The sequence below is a fragment of the Caballeronia sp. S22 genome (assembly GCF_964261745.1).
Taxonomy (GTDB): Bacteria; Pseudomonadota; Gammaproteobacteria; order Burkholderiales; family Burkholderiaceae; genus Caballeronia; species Caballeronia jiangsuensis.
Map to the genome: position 1 here is coordinate 974619 of NZ_OZ180039.1, position 18240 is coordinate 992858.

The following is an 18240-nucleotide window of genomic DNA, read 5'->3' on the forward strand; positions in this document are numbered from 1 at the left end:
TGACCGATCCCGACGTTCGTCACCACCCGCGGAGCCTTGTCGGGCGGGCGTCTCAGTCGTTTGAAACAAATTGAAACAAAGTGTGAGCAAAGCCACACAAGGGCGATCGGATCAACTCGCGATGGCTCGAACGCGTCGCGCTGCGGCGCGCATGCGCCGGCACTTTTGCTTCTCCAGCCATTGCAGCGACTCCTGCACGACTTCGGGCGGAACGTCGTCGAATGAGGCGTCGCGAATCAGCATTTCACTCGCGGCGATGTCGTTGAACTGGCCGAGCTTGTTCTGCACGGACGTCAATTCCTTGATCGTGCGATCGTGTCCGCCCTTGATCACGGGCTGAAAAAATTCGAGCAAATAGCGCAGCTTCTTGCCGGCCTTGCGAACGTCGTGGAGATCTTCTTCGTGGGCGGTCTCGTTACGCGATGCATATCGGCTGCGCTTCTTCAGCGCGCGCTCCGCCCGGCGAACACGATCCTCCGCGAAGTCCCGAATGGGAAGATCGTTGCAACTCGACTCCAGTGCGATCTGCGCGCGAAGCAGGACGTCGTTGAGGAACGACTCGACATCATCGCTCTTGATCATCGTCTGGCTATGCACCACGGCCTGCGCCCGCTTTTCTCGCGCGGCGGCCACGAGAATGCCCATCGATGCACGCGACGCCTGCGCGGCTTTCAGAAGATCGCCGGCGATATCCCAGTCTCGCGTTCCACCGGCCACGGCGGCCAGGCGCTTGAATTCTTCGGTGGCGTGTGCGGTCGCTTCTTCGCCGAGATAAGGCGAATAGGCCCAGTACAAGGCACGCAGTTTTCTGAAGGAGACGCGAAGCTGATGGAATGCTTCGGCATCGCAATCCGTGGCGACTTCTCGCGCCCGCCGCACGGCTTCGGCGACCACGGGTGCCGCCAATGATGAAAACGTGCTCGCGATTGATTCCGCGTCGGATGTCGATGAATCGGCCGGTCGTCGGCCTTCCTTGAAATTGATCGGCCGGGGCAACGGCCAGTCAGCATCCATATCCACCATCGAGGCCTCGAGTCAGACAGAATTTTGGTGGACTTGACCATACCACAGCGAAGTACCCGAAAGCTGAACTCGATGACGATTTGATGAAGGTAGAACCCGTTTATCGATCGGCGAATTCGACGCGGTTGCGCCCGCCTCGCTTGGCGCGATAAAGCGCTGCATCGGCCGACGCATAGGCCGTGTCGAAGCCGGCTCCGGCTTCATTGTTGCTGATGCCGAAACTCGCGGTGATGCGGCGATCGACCGGCGGAACAATCAGCGAATCGCTGATGGCTTCGCGCATGCGTTCCGCGAGAATTGCGGCGCTGGAAGGATCATGACCGGGCAACAGCACCGTGAATTCCTCTCCACCCACGCGCCCGATGAAGCCGCGCTCGCCCACGATTCGCCGCAGACAATCGACGACGCCCAGTATCACTGCGTCGCCTGTGGGATGGCCGAAATCGTCGTTGATCCGTTTGAACTCGTCGATGTCCAGGACAATCATCACCGCGCTGTTCGTGCGCAGCATCTTGCCGGTCCGCTCGATCACGGCGCTGCGATTGAGCACGCCTGTCAGCGCATCGTGCGACGCGCGATGTTCGAGCTGCGTGGCAAGCGCCTGCATCTCGCGCTCGGCACGATCGCTTCTGCCGATCAAACGCCGCGTGTCGCGCATCAGCCGCTCGAAATGATCGATGAGTTCGCCAAGCGACTCGCGATATACATGCGCATCCGCATCGGCGGCCGCATGCACGGCGCGGGCTTTCACGAGCGCCGCGCTCTCTTTCTGAAACAGATCGGGCGCCGCGTCCGGAGGCAGATCAGGCGAGGATGTCGAGGGCATCCTTAACGTCCCTGATAGATGATGGGACGATCCGTGAATTCGATTGCGCCGAAATCGGCCTTCAGCTCTTCGCCGAATTCGGCAATCGTCTCGTCTTCTTCATCGTGATACCAGTTCATCAGCACGCGGCTTCCCGATTGACCCGCCTGATCGAGCGCGTCGAACATGCTGAACAGCATCTTGGTGCTCGAACTATTGAAGTAAGTCAGCGCGACATCGATGGTGATCACAGCGCCCGCGTTCTCGGCCAGATACTTGCGCATCTGCTCGATGACAGGCGCATAAAAAGCCGCCGCGTTTTCCGGGTATGACTCGCCCTTGAGCGACAACGCGTGCTGGTCGAAACGAAAATCGACCTCGGGCGACGTCGTCGTGGCGGCGATATAGAGGTTATCCATGGTTCTTGCGCCTTCCTGCTCAGATTTTGGCCATGAGGCAAAACAGCGTGGTTCCGGGATCGTCGGCACGCGGGTGAAAAGCAAACTCGAGCGGCGCACTCGCATCGCGCGCCATCGTGAGAAATCCAAGGCCCGCGCCCTTGCTGTCTTCCGGCGTGTCGGACCGCAGCGATAGCTTGTACGCCTGCCTGATTTCTTCAAGCGACATATTGCGCAGGGGTTCGAGCTTATTGCGCAGATTCTCGACTTCCGCGGTCGCCATCGGATTGACGCATAACATCACGTGATGCTCGCCGTCCTTCGAGATGCAGACTGCTCCCTCGCGTATGGCTCCCGCCGTCTCGCCGCCCGCTTTCAATGCGTCCGACGAGTAGTGAACGATGTTCTGCGACAGTTCGACAAAGGACGAAAAAAGCTTGCGGCGAGTCGGCGCGTTCACGCCCGCGACTTCCAGCTGCAGCTTGACCACCTCGCCCATCGCCGCGACGATGTTATGCGAGAAATAGCCCTTGTGATAGAAGAGAACATTGCGTCGCCGCGCCAGATCGAAAAAGGCGCTGTCTTGATCGAGTAGTTGAGACATTCTGGAAATTGACTAGATACGGGCACAAAAAAACGTAACGTCATCGCGGCGCGGTTGCGTGCGTTGCCAGTCGGCGAGTGCGAGCCGAAGCGCTTCGCAGATCGTCGACGGTGGCTCTGCCCGATGTTCGCGAATGACGTCGAGCGCGCGGCGCCGGCCGAAAGAAATGCTTCGCGGGCCGCCAATCTGATCCGTCAGTCCGTCCGTGCAAATGAAGAAGAGGCTGCCCTTCGGTAATGAAATGGCGTGCGCCTTCCATTCATAGTTTGCGCGGCTATCGACATAACCTACGCCCATGCGATCGGGCGCGATCGTTTCGAACTCTGTCGCGTCAGGCGACAGGATATGCAACGCAATCCTCGCCCCCGCGAAATGCAGCATGCTCTTTGCGGCATCGAACCAGAAGAATGCGGAATCCAGCCCGTCGTTGGATTGCGGTCCTCCGCTCGCGTTGTTCACCTGCCCGAGCAAGCCCTTCACGTTGCGGTTGAGCGCCGACAGCAAGGCGGCCGGATCGCGCGGTCCCATCTGTTCGAGCGCCTTCGAGAGAGACGCCGAAGCGAGCAGCGTCATGAACGCGCCGGGCACGCCGTGACCGGTGCAATCGGCTATCGCGCCGAACCAGTCGCCGGAGTTCGCCGCGAAATGATAGAAGTCGCCGCCGACCACGTCGCGCGGTTCCCAGACCATTGCGGCATCGCGTATATGCGTCGACAAGGTTTCATCGGAAGTACGCAGCATCGCGCGTTGAATCACGCTCGCGTACTCGATGCTCTGCATGATCTGGCGGTTCTTCTCCGCCTGCATTTCCGCTACGGCGCTGACGAGTTCCAGTCCGCTGCCCACGCCCGTGAAGCGGCCGCCGCGCGTGACGATGAAACCATCGACGAGCGCTTTCTCGCCGGCCTCGACGGTCCTGAACGCAAGCGTTTCGATGCTCTCGTCCGCATCGACGATCAAAGGCTCCTTGTCCATGAACGCGATGCAGGTCTTCTTATCGTATAGCTCGCGATGAAAAGGCTTGCTCATTTGCGACATGAAGATATCCCGGTTGATCAGGCCGATGGGACGAAGGCCATCGATGACCGCGAGACTTCCCATGTCACGACGTGCCGAGAAAATCTCCATCACGAGCGAGTTGGAGTCCTCTGCATCGACGAACGGCACTTCCTGACATAAGTCTCCCGCCGTGCGTGGCTCTATCTGGGCAGAAGATCGGCGAAACCTGGAAAACGCTGGCTGCATGGCACGCGGATGACATATGAAGAAACCCCGCACGCTACGGTTTCTGTGTGTACTTTATGTGTCAGATCAAAGAAAGATAGGCCGATTAGCGCGAATGTGGAGAACGATCGTTCGCGCAATCGTTTGCCCTGTGCGACGAGAAGCAATCGCCGTCGTCTGCGATATCTGACACTCGACTGACAACACCGCGCGGATCGGCGTATCTTTACTTCCCAGCGCACTCCCTTCGGGCTTGCCGCCAGTCGCGTGCGAAGGCAATGGCCCGTGCCCGGTGCGTCTGACTAACTTCTTCAAAAAGGAGAATCACAATGAATGCACGAAAACCACTTGCACTGGCGGCTGGCATCCTCGCCGTCGCGGTATCGCTGAATGCGGGAATCGGCAGCGCATACGCTCAGAGCAGCGACGTCGCGCCGGCGACATCGGCCGCGCCGAGCGCCAAATCCACGAAGGCCGCGAACCGGCAACTCGCCAAGGACGTGCGCAAGAGCCTGACCAAGGTGAAGGGTTTGAGTGTGTCGAACATATCGGTTCGTGCTAACGGCGGCGCTGTGACGCTCGCGGGCACCGTCCCCGACGCCGCGCAGATCGACAAGGCAACCGAGGCCGCGAAGGGAACGGCTGGCGTGACATCCGTCAGGAACGCGTTGACGATTCGCGAGATCGGGCAATAAGAAAGCCGCTCGCCGCGACATGGACCGACCACGAGAATCAAGGTCGGTCCGTGGCGGATAGCGCCGCGGATAGGAATTTACCCCGAGAACCGAAAAGCGGATTTCGGCGGAGAATGGCTCCCGAAACATTTTTTCGACCGGAACATTGTCGATATAGTGAGTCGGATCACGCGCCTTGTGCACGATGCTCGGCAGCCACCTGATTCGACGCGGGCTCGCGACGCCGGCTCGACCGCGTGACATTCCTCTTGATGAGCGCCCTGTCATGAAAAAAGCGATCCTTTCTCTTCTGGCGGCCTCGGCGTTCTGCATCGCTCCGCTCATCGCAAGCGCGCAACAGGCGGTTCGCATCGGCGTTTCGGCGCCGCTTACGGGCATCGGCGCGGCCAATGGCAAGGACATCGAAAACGGCGTGCGGCTCGCCGTGGAAGAAGCGAACGCGCAACACATCAACATCGGCGGACAGCCGGTTCAGTTCGAGCTCGCATCCGTCGATGATCAGGGCGATCCGCGCATCGGCGTACAGGTGGCGCAAAAGCTCGTGGACGATGGCGTCGTCGCCGTCGTCGGCTATTACAACTCCGGCGTGGCGCTTCCCTCATCGCCGATCTTCGCGAAAGCGGGCATCCCGCTGATCGATCCGGCAGCGACGAATCCGGCCATCACGCGCCAGGGGTTGAACAACATATTCCGCATCATCGCGACGGACACGCAGAACTCCGGCAACGCCGGCACGTATGCCGTGAAGGTCACGAAGGCGAAGCGCATCGCGGTCATGGACGACCGCACGGCCTTCGGACAAGGCGCGGTCGAAGAATTCAAGAAGGCCGTGCAGGCGGCGGGCGGCCAGATCGTATCCGAGGAATACACCACCGACAAAGCCGTCGAGTTCAACGCGCAACTCACGAACATCAAGGCGGCCAACGCCGACCTTCTTTACTTCGGCGGTCTCGACGGTCAGGCGGGCCTGATCGTGAAACGCATGAAGCAGCTCGGCATACGCGCGCAGTTCGTCGGAAGCGGCGGCATCGCCGATAGCGTCTTCATCAGTTCCGCGGGCAACGCGGCGGAAGGCGCGATGGCCTGGGAATACGGCCGGCCCGTCGATTCATTGCCGGAAGGCCGGGCGTTCGCGGCCAAATTCAAGAAGCGCTTCGGCGCGGATACGCTGACCTATGCTCCGTTCGCCTATGACTGCGCATGGCTCGCCATCACGGCGATGAAGCAGGCGAACTCCACGCAGCCCGCCACATTCATGCAAACGCTGCGCACGATGCAATATAACGGCATCACCGGCCATATCTCGTTCGATAAATACGGCGATCTGAATAGCCCGACCTCGACGCTCTATCAGGTGAAGTCGATGAAATGGCAGCCGGTGACGACCATCGGCGCGGAGAAGTAACCTACGACGCTCGCTCTTCTTATTCCTCCGCTGACGGCCATTCGTTCTCGAAGACGCATTCGTCGATAGAACGGCGCTTCGCCCAATGCTCGGTCTCCAGCATCGGCGCAGCGTAGTAGCGTTCCACATGCCCCACGCAGAGAATCGCGACGGGTCTCGCGCCGGCGGGCATGTTTAGCAACGCGGCGACTTCCTGCGGATCGAAGAGGGAAACCCAGCCCATTCCGAGCCCTTCCGCGCGCGCGGCGAGCCACATGTTCTGGATCGCGCAAGCCACCGAAGCGAGGTCCATCTCGGGAAGCGTGCGTCGTCCGAATACATAGCTTTCGCGGCCGTCCATCAGCGCCATGACGAGCACTTCAGCACAGTCGCGCAAACCTTCCACCTTGAGTCGCATGAACGAATCGCGTCGCTCGCCTAGGGCGTCGGCGGTGAGCAGGCGTTCGCGTTCGACGGCGTCCCGCAACTGCGCGCGAATATGCGCACGCGTGATGCGCAGGATGCGCCAGGGCTGCATGAAGCCGACGCTCGGCGCATGCAGCGCGGCGTCGATGAGCCGCTGCATGACCGGCGGCGCGATGGGATCGCTCACGAAGTGACGCATGTCGCGACGTTCGTGAATGGCGCGATAGACCGCTTCGCGATCCGCCTCGCTGAATGCTTTTTCCATGGATATCGATGAAGGTTCAACGCATGGAGAAGCATCATACTGCGTCGGGTGGCCGGCGCTATCGACAGGATTTAAAACCTCTCCACCCGATACGCGCTTGGATCCGCAAACGTCGCCTCGCCACTCATCATCTCCGCCAGAAGCCTCCCCGTGACCGGCCCGAGCGTGAGCCCATGATGCGCATGCCCGAACGCGAACCACAGCCCCGGATGCCGATCCGCAGCCCCGATCACGGGCCGCATGTCCGGGGTGCACGGCCGCAATCCCAGCCACGGCGACTCGTCGAGCCGCTCGCCAAGCCCGAACACCGGCCGCGCGATGCGCTCGGCACGTTCGAGCTGCACCGGACTCGGCGGCCGGTTCCTGCAAGCGAGTTCGACGCCCGTGGTCAGCCGCAAGCCGCGGCGCATCGGCGCGACCACATAACCATTCTCGATATCGACGACCGGCCTCGAAAGCGCGGCACGTCCATCGTTCGCGTAGTGCATGTGGTAGCCACGCTTGGCCATCAGCGGAATGCGATATCCGAACTTGCGCGCGACGTCGCCCGACCACACGCCCAGCGCCACCACCGCCGCTTGCGCTTCGACCAGCCCGTCCGCAGTCATCACGCGCCATCCGCTGCCCGTCCGTTCGAGCGTCGCGGCGTCGCCGGTCAGGATGCGTCCGCCTTCGCGCTCGAAGAGCGCCGCATAGCCCTTCGTCAACGCGCCCGGATCGATCACGCTGTGCGGGTCGGCCCAGTGGATCGCGCCTGCGTAGCCGCCATCGAGCGACGACTCCAGCCGCTGCAACGCGCCTGCGTCGAGCACCTTCATGCCGAGTCCGTGTTCCTTCGCGATCCGCTGTGCCGCGCCCGCCTCGCGTTCGAACTGATCCTGCGAACGATAGGCTTCGAGCCAGCCCGTCGGCCGCACGAGATCGGCGACGCCCGCGCGCGCAATCAGCGCCTCGTGCTCCGCCACGCTCATCCGGATGAGCGGCAGCATGTCGCGCGCAGCCGCCGCGAGTCTCGTGGGCGCCGACTCCCACCAGAACCGCGCGAGCCACGGCGCATAGGCCGGCAGCGAGCGCAGGTCGTAACGCAGCGCCGTCGAGCGGTTGAGCGCGAACTTCAGCACCGTGCCCCAGTCGCGCGGAAACGCATACGGAACGACCGACGACGCCTCTATCAGCCCCGCATTGCCGAAGCTCGTCGCCTCGCCGGGCGCACGGCGATCGACGAGCGTCACCTGCCATCCGCGCTGCCGCAGATGCAGCGCGACGCTCACTCCCACGATGCCCGCGCCGAGCACGATCACGTCCTGAGTCATATTCCGATGCCTGATGAAGTGCCTACTTCGCAATGATGTCGCGTTTGAAGTACTTCTGCGACAGCTGACTGAGCGTGCCGTCCTTTTTCAACGCATCGAGCGCGGCGACCACCTTGGCCTTCAGCGCCGCATCGTTCTTGCGCAAGCCGATGCCGGTGCCCTCGCCGAGCGTCGTCGGGTCGGTCAGCGCGGCCCCCGCGAAATCGAAGCCCTTGCCTTCGGGCTTCGCGAGGAAGCCGTCGATGGCCGTCTGCACTTCCTGCACCGCGCCGTCCAGCCGCCCCGCCGAGAGGTCCGCGAAAATCTGGTCCTGACTCTGATAGGTGACGACCTGCACGCCCTCGCTCGCCCAGTGCTTGCGCACGTAATCCTCCTGCGTCGAGCCCTGCAGCACGCCCACCGACTTGCCCTTCAGACTCGCGGGCGAAGGCTGCAGGTTCGAGCCGCGCTTTGCGACCATCTGGATCGGCATCACGTAGACGGGCGGCGTGAAGTCGATCGCTTGCCTGCGCTTGTCGGTGATGTTCATCGCCGAATTGATCGCGTCGAACTTGCGCGCCTGCAGCGCGGGAATCAGCCCGTCGAAGCTGTTCTCGACCCAGACGCACTTCATCTTGATCCGCTGGCACACCGCGTTGCCTATGTCGATATCGAAGCCTTCCAGCTGGCCCGTCGGCGTCTTGCTCTCGAACGGCGGATACGACGCCTCGACGCCGAATCGCAAGGTCTGCGTATCCGCATGCGCCACGCCGAATGTGAACGCGAGGCCCGCCGCGCCCGCCAGGCAAATCATCTTCCAGTTCATTGTCGTCACCAAAGGTCGTGTGTGTGAATCAACACCGTCGGTCCTGCACCGGGCGCGCCGCGTTTCATCGCGCGCTCACCGAAATATAGACCAGAAATAAAATTAAAGTCTAGAATAGACAAAAATGTCCACGATCCGGAGGCTGACGAATGACTCTCTCGCCCGAACTCATGCGTGGCGCCCAGGCGCCTTTCATCGCCGACGAAGCGCAGGTGCGGCAGGCGCTGCCGTCGCTCGACATCCGCGGCGCGCTCGAAAGCATGTTCATCGCGCTCGGCGATGGCGAAGCCGTCCAGCCGCCGCAAACGCTCACGCTCTTTCCGCGCGACGCGGGAGATTTCATCACCTACCTCGGCGTGCTCGCGAAACACGAAGTATTCGGCGTGAAGCTCTCGCCCTATCTCGTGAATGCGGGCGCACCGGTCGTCACCGCGTGGACCGCGCTCATGTCGATGCGCACCGGCGCGCCGCTGATGTGGTGCGATGCCGCGCTCCTCACCACCGAGCGCACGGCGGGCACGACCGCGCTTGCCGTCGATCGCCTTGCGCGCGCGTCGAGCCGGCGTCTTTCGATCATCGGCTCGGGCGACATCGCGCTCGCGCATCTGCGGCACGTCGCTCCATTGCGCGAATGGTCGGAGATCCGCATCCACTCGCCACGCCTCGCGAACGATCGCGCGCGGATCGCCGCCATCGAAGCGCTGGACGCGCGCGCACGCGTGGCGGCATCCGTCGACGAGTGCGTGCGCGACGCGGATGTCGTCATGCTGTGCACATCTTCAGGCACGCCGGTTCTCTCGCTCGACGCGCTCACCACGCCCGCGCTCGTCACGTCGATCAGCACGAACGTCGCGCGCGCACACGAGATCGACCCGGCCGCGCTCGGCGCGCTCGATGTCTACTGCGACTATCGGCAGACCACGCCATCGAGCGCGGGAGAAATGGTGATCGCGCGGGAGCGTCACGGCTGGTCGCCGGAGGCCATCCGTGGCGACCTCGCGGAGCTCGTGCGCGGCGCATGTCCCGCGCCTTCCTTTGAACGTCCGGCGTTCTTCCGCTCGATCGGTCTCGGTCTCGAAGATATCGCGCTCGCGCATGCGTTGCACGTCCATCTCGCGAAGGGGCGCGCGGCGGCGTAGCGGTATCATCGGTTTTCGCGGTTTCGAACCCATGTCTATTTCAATGCCACGACGCAAGACGCAAAAGCCGGATAGCGACGCGCTTCTCGCACGTTATGCGCACATCGCGGACAGCATTACGACGCTCTTCTTCCCGTACGCGGAAGTGGTGATCCACGATCTCTCGGATCAGACGATCGCGTATCTGTCGAACAATCTTTCCAAGCGCGAGATCGGCGACGATTCCGCGCTGGAGGATGTCGAAGAGACTGCGCGCGAGCGGCTCGTCGGTCCGTACGAGAAGCTGAACTGGGACGGACGCCGCATGCGCTGCGTGAGCACGGCGCTCTTCGACGACGCGGGCAACGCCGCGGGCGTGATGTGCATCAACTTCAACATCGCGGCTTTCGAAGAGATGCGCTCCATGCTCGATGTCTTCCTGCGCGGCGCGGGCGTCGTCGCGCAGCCGGTCGAGCTATTCAAGGACGACTGGCAGGAACGCATCAACACGTTCCTGCACGGATGGCTGCGCGATCGGCAGCTCGCGCTCAACTCGCTCACGCGCGATCATCGGCGCGAACTCGTGGAGGCGCTGCACGCGCAGGGCGCGTTCAAGGGCAAGAGCTCGGCGAACTATGTCGCGAAGGTGCTCGGCATGGGGCGCGCGACCGTCTACAAGCATCTGCGCGAGATGAAAGACGGGGCGTGAACGTCACGCATCGTGTCCGGGCCTACAACCAGCGCCAGATACCCGCTGCCCATCCGGCGAGCGGCTTATGAGCCCACGTCGCCGCAAGCCACACGACGAGTCCGCCCAAGAGCGCGTGCAAGCCGAATCCGCCCAGCCGCGCGCGTCCGGCCGCGATCGCCGCGAACGGCAAGTAACTCGTCTTCGATTCCCGTGCCGGCCAGAGATCGGGCTGGAGACGCTCCTTCTTCCGGTCCTGCAAAGCAGCGCCGACGAGCGCAAGAATGACGATCGCCGCCCCGACGATGATGTTCTTCGTCACCGGAAACACCGCGATGTGGCACAGCCCCCAGAGTGCGAACGACCACATCATCGGATGACGCGTCACCGCGAACACGCCGTGCGCCGCGTCCGGAAACGCGGCGGGACGTTTGCCGGAGGGAAGCGCCGGGTTACGAATCAAAGAGCCCATCAGGAGGATCGACGCGATCAGCATGATCACGGTCACGATCGCCCAGAGCACGTCGCCTACCGGCCACAAGGGCGCCGTCACGGGCGCCTTCCGGTAGGCCAGTACGAGCCAGCCGAGCGTCAGGAACGCAATCAGCGAATAGACGCCCTGAAATCCCGCTTCGCCGACTGCGCGAATCACAGGCTTGCGCAGCGGATGCGACAGGAGAAAGTGGCTGCCCACGAAGGCGATCGCCGCAGCCGGAACCGCATTGGTGTTGTCCATTTGTCCGTGCTCCTCAACTCATGTCGTAGGTGACCGTCACGTCCGTACAGGGCGGCCCGGATGCCGGGTAATATGGCGAAGCCCCCTCAAGGTGCCGACATCATGGCCAAGGTCGAAGACGGACTAGCGCGTTTCTACGCCCTTTCCGACGGAATTTTCGCCGTCATCATCACTGTGATGGTTCTGGCGTTCAAACCGCCGACAGGTCACGATTTCCACGCGCTGATCGGCTTATGGCCCGATGTCATCAGCTACGCGGTGAGTTACGCATTCATCGCCGTGGTCTGGTTGAATCATCACGCCGTGCTCCGGCATGCACAACAGCTAACCGGCACGCTTGCCTTAGCCAACTTCGCCAACCTGTTCGCCATTTCTTTCATTCCATTTACCACAGCCTGGCTCGCCGAAAGTGAAATGGCAACTTTTCCGCTGACGCTTTATGCGCTGGTCTTTTTCCTCGTGCAGGGCACCTACATGGTTTTGATGTGGGAAAGCTTTTCTCACCAGACAGGTGACGGCGATCCGTACGCGCGCAAGTGGCAGTGGTTCCGGGCGTGGATCATGTTCGGCGTATTCTTTGTGTCCGCCGCAGGTGTCATCATCCCGCCGCTTCTCCGGCTCGGGCTGCTCGCTTCCTTTCTCATTCTGTACTGCCGTCCCGATCCGTTCCGGCGCGCCAGATCGGCTGTGCAAAATCGACACGGCGGGCATTAGCCGATAGTCGCTAGTTCGAGCCCACTTCTTCCAGCAACCATTCCTTGAATGCCAGTACCGGCGCGTGCTGTTCGCGCTCCTTCCTGTAGACGAGGTAGTACGCCAGCTCACAACTCTGGACATGATCGAACGGCTTCACCAGACGCCCTTCCGCCAGATCACGTTCGACCAGCGTGGTCCTTCCGAGCGCAACGCCGTTCCCGGATATCGCCGTCTGAATGGCCATCGCAGAGTCGTTCAATTGCAGGCCCCGATCCGTCTCGAACGAATCACGATAGCCCGCATGCAGCAGCCACGATCGCCATGTGGGAAAGACGCCGAAGCCGCTCATCGATGTGTCATGAATCAGCGGGTGATTCTTCAGATCAGACGGCCGCCTCAACGCGTTCGGACCGTGCGCGAGCGCGGGACTGCAGACCGGGAAAAATTCGTCACGCAGCAAGAAGGTGGACATGAGATCGGGCCATGCGCCCGCACCATATCGGATGCCGACATCGATTCGCTCGGAGGTGAAATCGACGAGATGCCCGCTCGTCTCGATCCGCAGATCGTAATAGGGATGTCGGCCCTGAAAACGGCCGACACGCCACAGAAGCCACTTTTCCGCGAATGCCGGAGGGACGGTCACCGTAAAAATGATGCGGGATTTACTCGCCCTCAGCCTCTCCACTGCGCTCGAGAGGAGATCGAAGCCGCCTTGCAGGTCGGGGAGCGCGGCACGCGCGGCATCCGTCAGCGATAGACGCGCGGGGCCCGAACTGGAGCGGTGAAACAGTTCGATGTCCAGATAAGCTTCGAGGCCGCGAATGAGTTGCCCGATTGCCGCAGGCGTCACATTCAACTCCGCGGCGGCGGCCGGGTAACTCAAATGTCTCGCGACAGCTTCGAATGCGCGCAGGGCGTTAAGGTTGTTCGGCGCTCGCATCGCTTTTCGTACTCGCGAAAGTCGAAAACAGGACTTTACCGCGACATGTGTTCGAACGTGCAGCGCCCGCTTTCATCGCGTGCCGGCGGGTTCAGAGCTGCGTGAGTCCGCCATCGACGACGAGTTCGGAGCCCGTCATGAACGCAGAATCATCGCTCGCCAGGAACAGCGCGGCAGTCGCGATTTCGCGCGCTTCGCCGAAACGCTTCAGAGGGACAGCGGCCTGAATCGCGGACCCGGTATCGGCCAGTTGTTTCTCCGACAGCCCCAGCTTTTCATGGAACGGCGTCGCAATCGGACCGGGACTCACGGCATTGACGCGGATACCGCGCGGTGCAAGCTCTGCGCCGATCGAACGTACGAGCGAGCGCGTCGCCGCCTTCGTCGCTGAAAGGATCGACAGGCCGGGCGTACCGACTTCATTGAGAAACGACGTCGTAATGACGATCGACGATCCTTTCGACAGATGCGGAGCCGCCTTTTGAATGGTGAAGAACACGCCGTTGAAATTGAGCGCGAACTGATCGCTGATCTGTTCAGGCGTGACCGCTTCGAGGGGCGCCGCCGTTCCCGCCCCCGCATTCGCAAAGATCACGTCGATGCGTCCGAACGTTTCGACGACATCAGCGATAGCCTTGTCGATTTGTGCAGGGTCGCGCAAATCGACCGACAGCGTCGTGGCGCCTTCACCGAGAACGCTGGCGGCATTCGCGAGCCGCTCGGCATTCGTCCCCGTCACGACGACCGTGGCCCCTTCGCTCTGAAAAAGTCTCGCTGCTTCGAGACCGATGCCCGAGGTTCCGCCGGTGACCAGTGCGATCTTGTTCTTGAGCTTCATGACAGACTCCTTGATGTGTGTGACGTATCGGAAACTTCGATCGGCTTTGCGTTGCCGGTGCACACACTATCGTCGCTGCCATCCATGCCGACAAATGAGAAGATCTTGCGGGGCGGAAAAGAAAAACTATGCGGCCTGTCGATGACGCGTTCTCAGTCGAGCGTCTTGCCTTTCGTTTCCGGAATGCACGCGTAGACAATCGAGCCGATCAGGGCCGCTGCTGCGAGATACACCCACACGAAGTCGACACGCCCCGACTTGACCATCCACGTCACAATGTAAGGCGCTGTTCCCCCGAAGATCGCCACCGATATGGCATAAGGGAGCGCGATGCCCGTGACGCGAACCTCCGCGGGGAACTGCTCGGCCATCACGGCAGCGCAGTTGGCGCAGTATCCGATGAGCAGCACCATGCCGATCGTCTGCGTCATGAACAGGCTGAGAAAGCTTGCGGAGACGAAATGCAGGGCAGGCCAGACATAAAGCAGAGAGCCGATCGAGAAGGCCAGCAATGTCGGCTTGCGGCCATATCGGTCCGACAGCTTGCCGCCGAACGGAAGCAGGACGAGGAATACCACCAGCGCACACGCATTCGCCAGCAGCGCGGTTTTCAGATCGACGCCGGTGCGCAAGTGCGCATACGTCGGAAAGTTCACCATCCACAGATAGTTGAAGAGCGTGCCGGCGATCGAAATGCCCGCGACCCGGAGCGCGGCACCGGGATGCTTCAGCAGCAAGTCTTTCAGCGGGCTTTTCCTGCGCTCCGCCGACGACTGAATGTGCTCGAACGACGCTGTCTCTTTCGCATGCTTCCGGACCCAGAGCGTGACGATTCCCAACGCCCCGGCGAATGCGAAGCCCGCACGCCAGCCCCACGCCGCAAGGTCTCCTTCATGAAGCGATGAGGTCGTCACGAATCCGATCAGCGATGCCAGCAATATCCCGCCGTTGAGCGCGAAGTGCTGCCACGAACCGACAAAGGCTCGCTCGCCCGGTGCGGCGGATTCGACCAGAAACGCAGAAGCGGAGCCGAACTCGCCACCGGCGGAGAAGCCTTGAACGAGCCTCGCGAACACGAGCACGATCGGTGCGGCGATGCCAATGGTTCCGTAAGTCGGGCATCCCGCGATCACGAGCGATGATCCCGCCATCAGCAGCACCGATAGCGTCAGCGCCTTCTTTCTGCCGTAGCGGTCCGCATATGCGCCGAGCACCGCCCCGCCTACGGGCCGCATCAGGAAACCCACCGCAAAGACCGCAAAGGTAGAGAGCAGATTGGCGAGAGGCTCGCTGGCATCGAAGAATTGACCGGCGAATACAGGGGCAAACGTCGCATAGATCAGCCAGTCGACCCATTCGACCATATTTCCCAGGGATGCCGCCACGATCGCCGTTCTCGATCGTCGCTGCTCGGCGGTTATCGAGGGAGCGGTATCCAGCGTGGCGAGGCAGGCGCTTCCTGCCGGCTCTTGCTGATTCATGCGTGCGTCCGTTCCGCCCATATCAACTCCAGTTTGTATCGACATACGAAGTCTCCTTTGATCAATGTCGAGCGACCCGCAATCGCTCATTCTTTTTTGCATAGCATTCCGAATTAATATGAATCTGCCTTCGCCGGACAAAAGGCCGACGTGGCTACAGCCGAATGATGACGGACTTGAGTTGCGTGTAATGAGCGAGCGCCTCGACGCCCTGCTCCCTGCCGTATCCGCTTTGCTTGAAGCCGCCGCACGGCGTCTGAACGAATCCACCACTGTACTCATTGACCAGAATGCGACCCGCGTCGAGGCGACGTGCAACCCGATGCACCCTGCTCACATCGCGCGTCCAGATACCGGCAGCGAGCCCATAGTCCGAATCGTTCGCGATAGCGATCGCCTCCTGCTCGTCACGAAACCTGATAACGCACACGACCGGACCGAAGATCTCCTCGCGGGCGATTCTCATCTGGTTCGTCACATCGACATACACCGTCGGACTGATGAACCATCCTTTTCCGCCGTCCTTCTCCAATCCCGCTTCGCCGCCGATGAGGGGCGTCAGTCCATCCTGCTTCGCTATCTCGAAGTAGGCCTTGATCCGTTCGTATTGAGCTTGCGTAGTGATCGCGCCATAGGAAGCCTCGTCACCGGGTCCGACATCGAGCGCCGATACGTGATCGACGAGCCTGGCGACGAACTCATCGTGAATGTCCTCTTGTACGAGCAAGCGCGTGCCCGCCGCGCACCACTGCCCGGCATTCCATGTGAAGCCGGTTGCACAACCTTTGGCCGCCGCTTCGATGTTGGCGTCGTCGAAGACGATGTTTGCGGATTTGCCTCCAAGCTCCAGCGTCAGCGGCAGGATTCGCTCTGCTGCAAGCCGTCCCAGCTCTTTTCCCGCGCGCACACTGCCGGTGAATGAAATCTTGCCGATATCCAAGTTGTCGACCAACGCCGGCCCAAGCTTCGGACCGGTACCGACAACGACGTTGAGAATTCCAGGCGGAAGGCCGCACTCGACGGCGAGTCTCGCCAGTTCCACCAGTGAAGCGGATGTGAATTCCGACGGCTTCGCCACCACTGCATTCCCCGTCGCCAGCGCCGGTGCGATCGCGCGCGCCGCCTGATGCAATGGAGCGTTCCACGGCAGGATCACGCCCACGACGCCAAACGGGTCGCGTCTCGTGTACACGTGATAGTCGGCACCGGCGTTGATGATCTCGCCATCCATCGAATTGACGATCCCGCCGTAGTACTCGAAGTACTGCGCGGTCAGATCCATCAGTTGAGCCATCTCGCGGCCTGGCTTGCCGGTTTCGGCGCGTTCGAGCGACCCGAGTCGCTCCACGCTGTCCCGCACGCGCCTCGCCATTTCAACGAGTATCCGGCCGCGTGCGGACGGACGCATATCCGCCCAATGCGGCTGTGCCGCGACAGAAGACGCGACGGCGGCATCGACATCCGCCGCACCGCTATCGGCGACTTCACTTTGCTTCAGGCCGGAACGAGGATCGAACTTGTCGAGATATTCGTTCGTGGAAGGCGGGACCGGTTGCCCGGCGATGAAGTTCAGAATTCTTTGCATTTTCAAGCCCAAGCTGGTTTTCACAAAAGCCATGCAGACGAACATCGCTCGCCCGGGATGTTCGTCAGGTCGCCTTTATCTCGGCGTGTGCAAGCTTTTCCAATTGGATGACGACCTTCGTCATGTCATCACCATCGAAACCGTCCGCAATTGCTGCGTCGAAAATCTGCTTCACTACGGAGCAGGCCAGCATGGGAGATTTCACCGCTTCGGCTTCACTCAAAGCGAGGCGCATGTCCTTGCGCATCAGGTCCATCCGAAATCCGAAATCGAAGTTGCGCGACAAGACCTTCTCGCCGAGTAGCGTATCGACGGCGAAGCTTCGGGCAGTTGCACTCTTCGACAACGCGTCGAGAATCACCTGTGCGGGAATTCCGGCCTTCACGCCGAAGAGGACCGCTTCCGCGGCGGTGACGAGCGCCGCGCCGGCGATCATGTTGTTCACCAGCTTCAAGGTCTGCCCCAGTCCCGGTTGCTCTCCGAGATGCGCGACATTGCGGCCGAATGCGTCGAATGCGGGCTTTGCTCGTTCGAATCCGGAAGCCGCACCCGACACGAGAACGCTGAGCGTACCGGCCTTCGCACCGGCAACGCCGCCTGCAAGCGGCGCGTCCAGAGAGACTATGTTTCGCCCGGCAAATGCGTCCGCGAGCTTTCGTGCGACCGTCGGACCTGTCGTCGAATGATCGACGAAGACTTTGATCTTCGATCCTTCGATCAAGCCGTTCTGTCCTGTCGCGACAGCCTCGACGATATCCGGCGTCGGCAGGCAGATCATCACGACCTCCGCGCGGTCCGCGAGATCGCGGGCGCTCTTCGCAGGTTCAGCGCCACCGCTGACGGCCTCGCGGATAGCATTCTCGTTGCGGTCGAACACGACAACCGCCAGGCCTTTGGCGAGCATATGGGACACCATGTGTTTGCCCATCGCGCCAAGTCCCACGAATCCGTACGTCGCCATACCATGTCTCCCGATTGGTGACGAGGGCGAACTGGCGAACGTATGCGCTGACGCCATGTCGTATCGGCCCTTGTCGAAGAATTCGGTTGAATGGTATGTCGTGCCGGCGGCACGCTCAACTCAGTTTTCCTGTCGCTTCGATTTACTTTTTTTCGTTGAGAACGCCGGCGTATTCGTGCCGGGGATACCGCATGACGAGCCTGCGCGCTGGTCATACAAAATCCGCCAATTCCCAGCCGCACGTTGCTTCGC

Annotated in this window: 19 protein-coding genes and 1 pseudogene; 5 read left to right on the top strand and 15 right to left on the bottom strand. The window is 61.6% G+C overall.

Annotation, left to right across the window (positions count from 1 at the left end):
* Positions 1-111 precede the first annotated feature (111 nt).
* The 5 genes from ACEN42_RS36220 to ACEN42_RS36240 form a co-directional block, all read right to left on the bottom strand.
* Positions 112-1020 carry a CHAD domain-containing protein gene (locus tag ACEN42_RS36220; RefSeq protein WP_238214235.1) on the bottom strand — a complete coding sequence of 303 codons (909 nt, stop codon included), beginning with the start codon at positions 1018-1020 and terminating at the stop codon, positions 112-114.
* A gap of 103 nt (positions 1021-1123) precedes the next feature.
* Positions 1124-1849, bottom strand: a complete 726-nt coding sequence (locus ACEN42_RS36225; RefSeq protein ID WP_371882447.1) for a GGDEF domain-containing protein — start codon at positions 1847-1849, stop codon at positions 1124-1126.
* A gap of 2 nt (positions 1850-1851) precedes the next feature.
* Positions 1852-2247: a DUF1987 domain-containing protein gene (locus ACEN42_RS36230; RefSeq protein ID WP_035504868.1), complete on the bottom strand. Its 396-nt coding sequence runs from the start codon at positions 2245-2247 to the stop codon at positions 1852-1854.
* Positions 2248-2266: 19 nt separating this feature from the next.
* A complete protein-coding gene (locus ACEN42_RS36235; protein ID WP_187602999.1) occupies positions 2267-2830 on the bottom strand; it encodes a SiaB family protein kinase in 564 nt (187 codons plus the stop codon).
* Between the two features lie 12 nt (positions 2831-2842).
* The gene (locus ACEN42_RS36240; RefSeq protein WP_371882448.1) at positions 2843-4075 is read right to left on the bottom strand and encodes a SpoIIE family protein phosphatase; all 1233 of its coding nucleotides are present in this window, start codon (positions 4073-4075) and stop codon (positions 2843-2845) included.
* Between the two features lie 308 nt (positions 4076-4383).
* Here ACEN42_RS36240 and ACEN42_RS36245 point away from each other — a divergent pair, with 308 nt between their 5' ends.
* Together ACEN42_RS36245 and ACEN42_RS36250 are read left to right on the top strand one after the other, a co-directional pair.
* Positions 4384-4749, top strand: a complete 366-nt coding sequence (locus ACEN42_RS36245; RefSeq protein WP_238286442.1) for a BON domain-containing protein — start codon at positions 4384-4386, stop codon at positions 4747-4749.
* A 265-nt stretch (positions 4750-5014) separates the two neighbouring features.
* On the top strand, positions 5015-6154 hold the full coding sequence (locus ACEN42_RS36250; protein ID WP_238214076.1) for a branched-chain amino acid ABC transporter substrate-binding protein: 1140 nt from the start codon (positions 5015-5017) through the stop codon (positions 6152-6154).
* A gap of 19 nt (positions 6155-6173) precedes the next feature.
* On the opposite strand, the gene bluB is transcribed toward ACEN42_RS36250, so the two are convergent.
* The 3 genes from bluB to ACEN42_RS36265 all read right to left on the bottom strand — a co-directional run bounded on the left by bluB (position 6174) and on the right by ACEN42_RS36265 (position 8942).
* Complete coding sequence (gene bluB, locus ACEN42_RS36255; protein ID WP_371882449.1) at positions 6174-6824, bottom strand: 5,6-dimethylbenzimidazole synthase; 651 nt, start codon at positions 6822-6824, stop codon at positions 6174-6176.
* Between the two features lie 71 nt (positions 6825-6895).
* Complete coding sequence (locus ACEN42_RS36260; protein WP_371882450.1) at positions 6896-8137, bottom strand: NAD(P)/FAD-dependent oxidoreductase; 1242 nt, start codon at positions 8135-8137, stop codon at positions 6896-6898.
* Between the two features lie 22 nt (positions 8138-8159).
* Complete coding sequence (locus ACEN42_RS36265; RefSeq protein ID WP_371882451.1) at positions 8160-8942, bottom strand: ABC transporter substrate-binding protein; 783 nt, start codon at positions 8940-8942, stop codon at positions 8160-8162.
* Positions 8943-9091: 149 nt separating this feature from the next.
* Between ACEN42_RS36265 and ACEN42_RS36270 the strand changes: the two genes are divergently transcribed.
* Positions 9092-10081 carry an ornithine cyclodeaminase family protein gene (locus ACEN42_RS36270; protein WP_371882452.1) on the top strand — a complete coding sequence of 330 codons (990 nt, stop codon included), beginning with the start codon at positions 9092-9094 and terminating at the stop codon, positions 10079-10081.
* A gap of 31 nt (positions 10082-10112) precedes the next feature.
* Complete coding sequence (locus ACEN42_RS36275) at positions 10113-10769, top strand: transcriptional regulator (RefSeq protein ID WP_273654946.1); 657 nt, start codon at positions 10113-10115, stop codon at positions 10767-10769.
* A gap of 22 nt (positions 10770-10791) precedes the next feature.
* Here ACEN42_RS36275 and ACEN42_RS36280 read toward each other — a convergent pair whose 3' ends face one another.
* Positions 10792-11484 (bottom strand): NnrU family protein, encoded by a 693-nt coding sequence (locus ACEN42_RS36280; protein WP_371882453.1) that lies wholly within the window; start codon positions 11482-11484, stop codon positions 10792-10794.
* 102 nt (positions 11485-11586) lie between these two features.
* Here ACEN42_RS36280 and ACEN42_RS36285 point away from each other — a divergent pair, with 102 nt between their 5' ends.
* Positions 11587-12198 (top strand): TMEM175 family protein, encoded by a 612-nt coding sequence (locus ACEN42_RS36285; RefSeq protein ID WP_371882454.1) that lies wholly within the window; start codon positions 11587-11589, stop codon positions 12196-12198.
* Between the two features lie 10 nt (positions 12199-12208).
* On the opposite strand, the gene gcvA is transcribed toward ACEN42_RS36285, so the two are convergent.
* The 6 genes and pseudogenes from gcvA to ACEN42_RS36315 form a co-directional block, all read right to left on the bottom strand.
* On the bottom strand, positions 12209-13123 hold the full coding sequence (gene gcvA / locus ACEN42_RS36290; RefSeq protein ID WP_371882455.1) for a transcriptional regulator GcvA: 915 nt from the start codon (positions 13121-13123) through the stop codon (positions 12209-12211).
* 91 nt (positions 13124-13214) lie between these two features.
* The gene (locus tag ACEN42_RS36295) at positions 13215-13961 is read right to left on the bottom strand and encodes an SDR family oxidoreductase (RefSeq protein ID WP_371882456.1); all 747 of its coding nucleotides are present in this window, start codon (positions 13959-13961) and stop codon (positions 13215-13217) included.
* 152 nt (positions 13962-14113) lie between these two features.
* Positions 14114-15442 (bottom strand): MFS transporter, encoded by a 1329-nt coding sequence (locus ACEN42_RS36300; RefSeq protein ID WP_371883239.1) that lies wholly within the window; start codon positions 15440-15442, stop codon positions 14114-14116.
* A 154-nt stretch (positions 15443-15596) separates the two neighbouring features.
* Positions 15597-17027 (bottom strand): aldehyde dehydrogenase, encoded by a 1431-nt coding sequence (locus ACEN42_RS36305; RefSeq protein ID WP_371882457.1) that lies wholly within the window; start codon positions 17025-17027, stop codon positions 15597-15599.
* Positions 17028-17091: 64 nt separating this feature from the next.
* Positions 17092-17472 carry an NAD-binding protein gene (locus ACEN42_RS36310; protein WP_374191232.1) on the bottom strand — a complete coding sequence of 127 codons (381 nt, stop codon included), beginning with the start codon at positions 17470-17472 and terminating at the stop codon, positions 17092-17094.
* A gap of 93 nt (positions 17473-17565) precedes the next feature.
* Positions 17566-18045 (bottom strand): annotated as a pseudogene (locus tag ACEN42_RS36315) (NAD(P)-dependent oxidoreductase); the annotation flags it as partial.
* Between the last annotated feature and the right edge of the window lie 195 nt (positions 18046-18240).

Bases quoted from the DNA above. Each gene is read 5' to 3' on its own strand.
- ACEN42_RS36225 (WP_371882447.1), bottom strand. From the start codon at position 1,849: ATGCCCTCGACATCCTCGCCTGATCTGCCTCCGGACGCGGCGCCCGAT.
- ACEN42_RS36230 (WP_035504868.1), bottom strand. From the start codon at position 2,247: ATGGATAACCTCTATATCGCCGCCACGACGACGTCGCCCGAGGTCGAT.
- ACEN42_RS36235 (WP_187602999.1), bottom strand. From the start codon at position 2,830: ATGTCTCAACTACTCGATCAAGACAGCGCCTTTTTCGATCTGGCGCGG.
- ACEN42_RS36240 (WP_371882448.1), bottom strand. From the start codon at position 4,075: ATGCAGCCAGCGTTTTCCAGGTTTCGCCGATCTTCTGCCCAGATAGAG.
- ACEN42_RS36245 (WP_238286442.1), top strand. From the start codon at position 4,384: ATGAATGCACGAAAACCACTTGCACTGGCGGCTGGCATCCTCGCCGTC.
- ACEN42_RS36250 (WP_238214076.1), top strand. From the start codon at position 5,015: ATGAAAAAAGCGATCCTTTCTCTTCTGGCGGCCTCGGCGTTCTGCATC.
- bluB (WP_371882449.1), bottom strand. From the start codon at position 6,824: ATGGAAAAAGCATTCAGCGAGGCGGATCGCGAAGCGGTCTATCGCGCC.
- ACEN42_RS36260 (WP_371882450.1), bottom strand. From the start codon at position 8,137: ATGACTCAGGACGTGATCGTGCTCGGCGCGGGCATCGTGGGAGTGAGC.
- ACEN42_RS36265 (WP_371882451.1), bottom strand. From the start codon at position 8,942: ATGAACTGGAAGATGATTTGCCTGGCGGGCGCGGCGGGCCTCGCGTTC.
- ACEN42_RS36270 (WP_371882452.1), top strand. From the start codon at position 9,092: ATGACTCTCTCGCCCGAACTCATGCGTGGCGCCCAGGCGCCTTTCATC.
- ACEN42_RS36275 (WP_273654946.1), top strand. From the start codon at position 10,113: ATGTCTATTTCAATGCCACGACGCAAGACGCAAAAGCCGGATAGCGAC.
- ACEN42_RS36280 (WP_371882453.1), bottom strand. From the start codon at position 11,484: ATGGACAACACCAATGCGGTTCCGGCTGCGGCGATCGCCTTCGTGGGC.
- ACEN42_RS36285 (WP_371882454.1), top strand. From the start codon at position 11,587: ATGGCCAAGGTCGAAGACGGACTAGCGCGTTTCTACGCCCTTTCCGAC.
- gcvA (WP_371882455.1), bottom strand. From the start codon at position 13,123: ATGCGAGCGCCGAACAACCTTAACGCCCTGCGCGCATTCGAAGCTGTC.
- ACEN42_RS36295 (WP_371882456.1), bottom strand. From the start codon at position 13,961: ATGAAGCTCAAGAACAAGATCGCACTGGTCACCGGCGGAACCTCGGGC.
- ACEN42_RS36300 (WP_371883239.1), bottom strand. From the start codon at position 15,442: ATGAATCAGCAAGAGCCGGCAGGAAGCGCCTGCCTCGCCACGCTGGAT.
- ACEN42_RS36305 (WP_371882457.1), bottom strand. From the start codon at position 17,027: ATGCAAAGAATTCTGAACTTCATCGCCGGGCAACCGGTCCCGCCTTCC.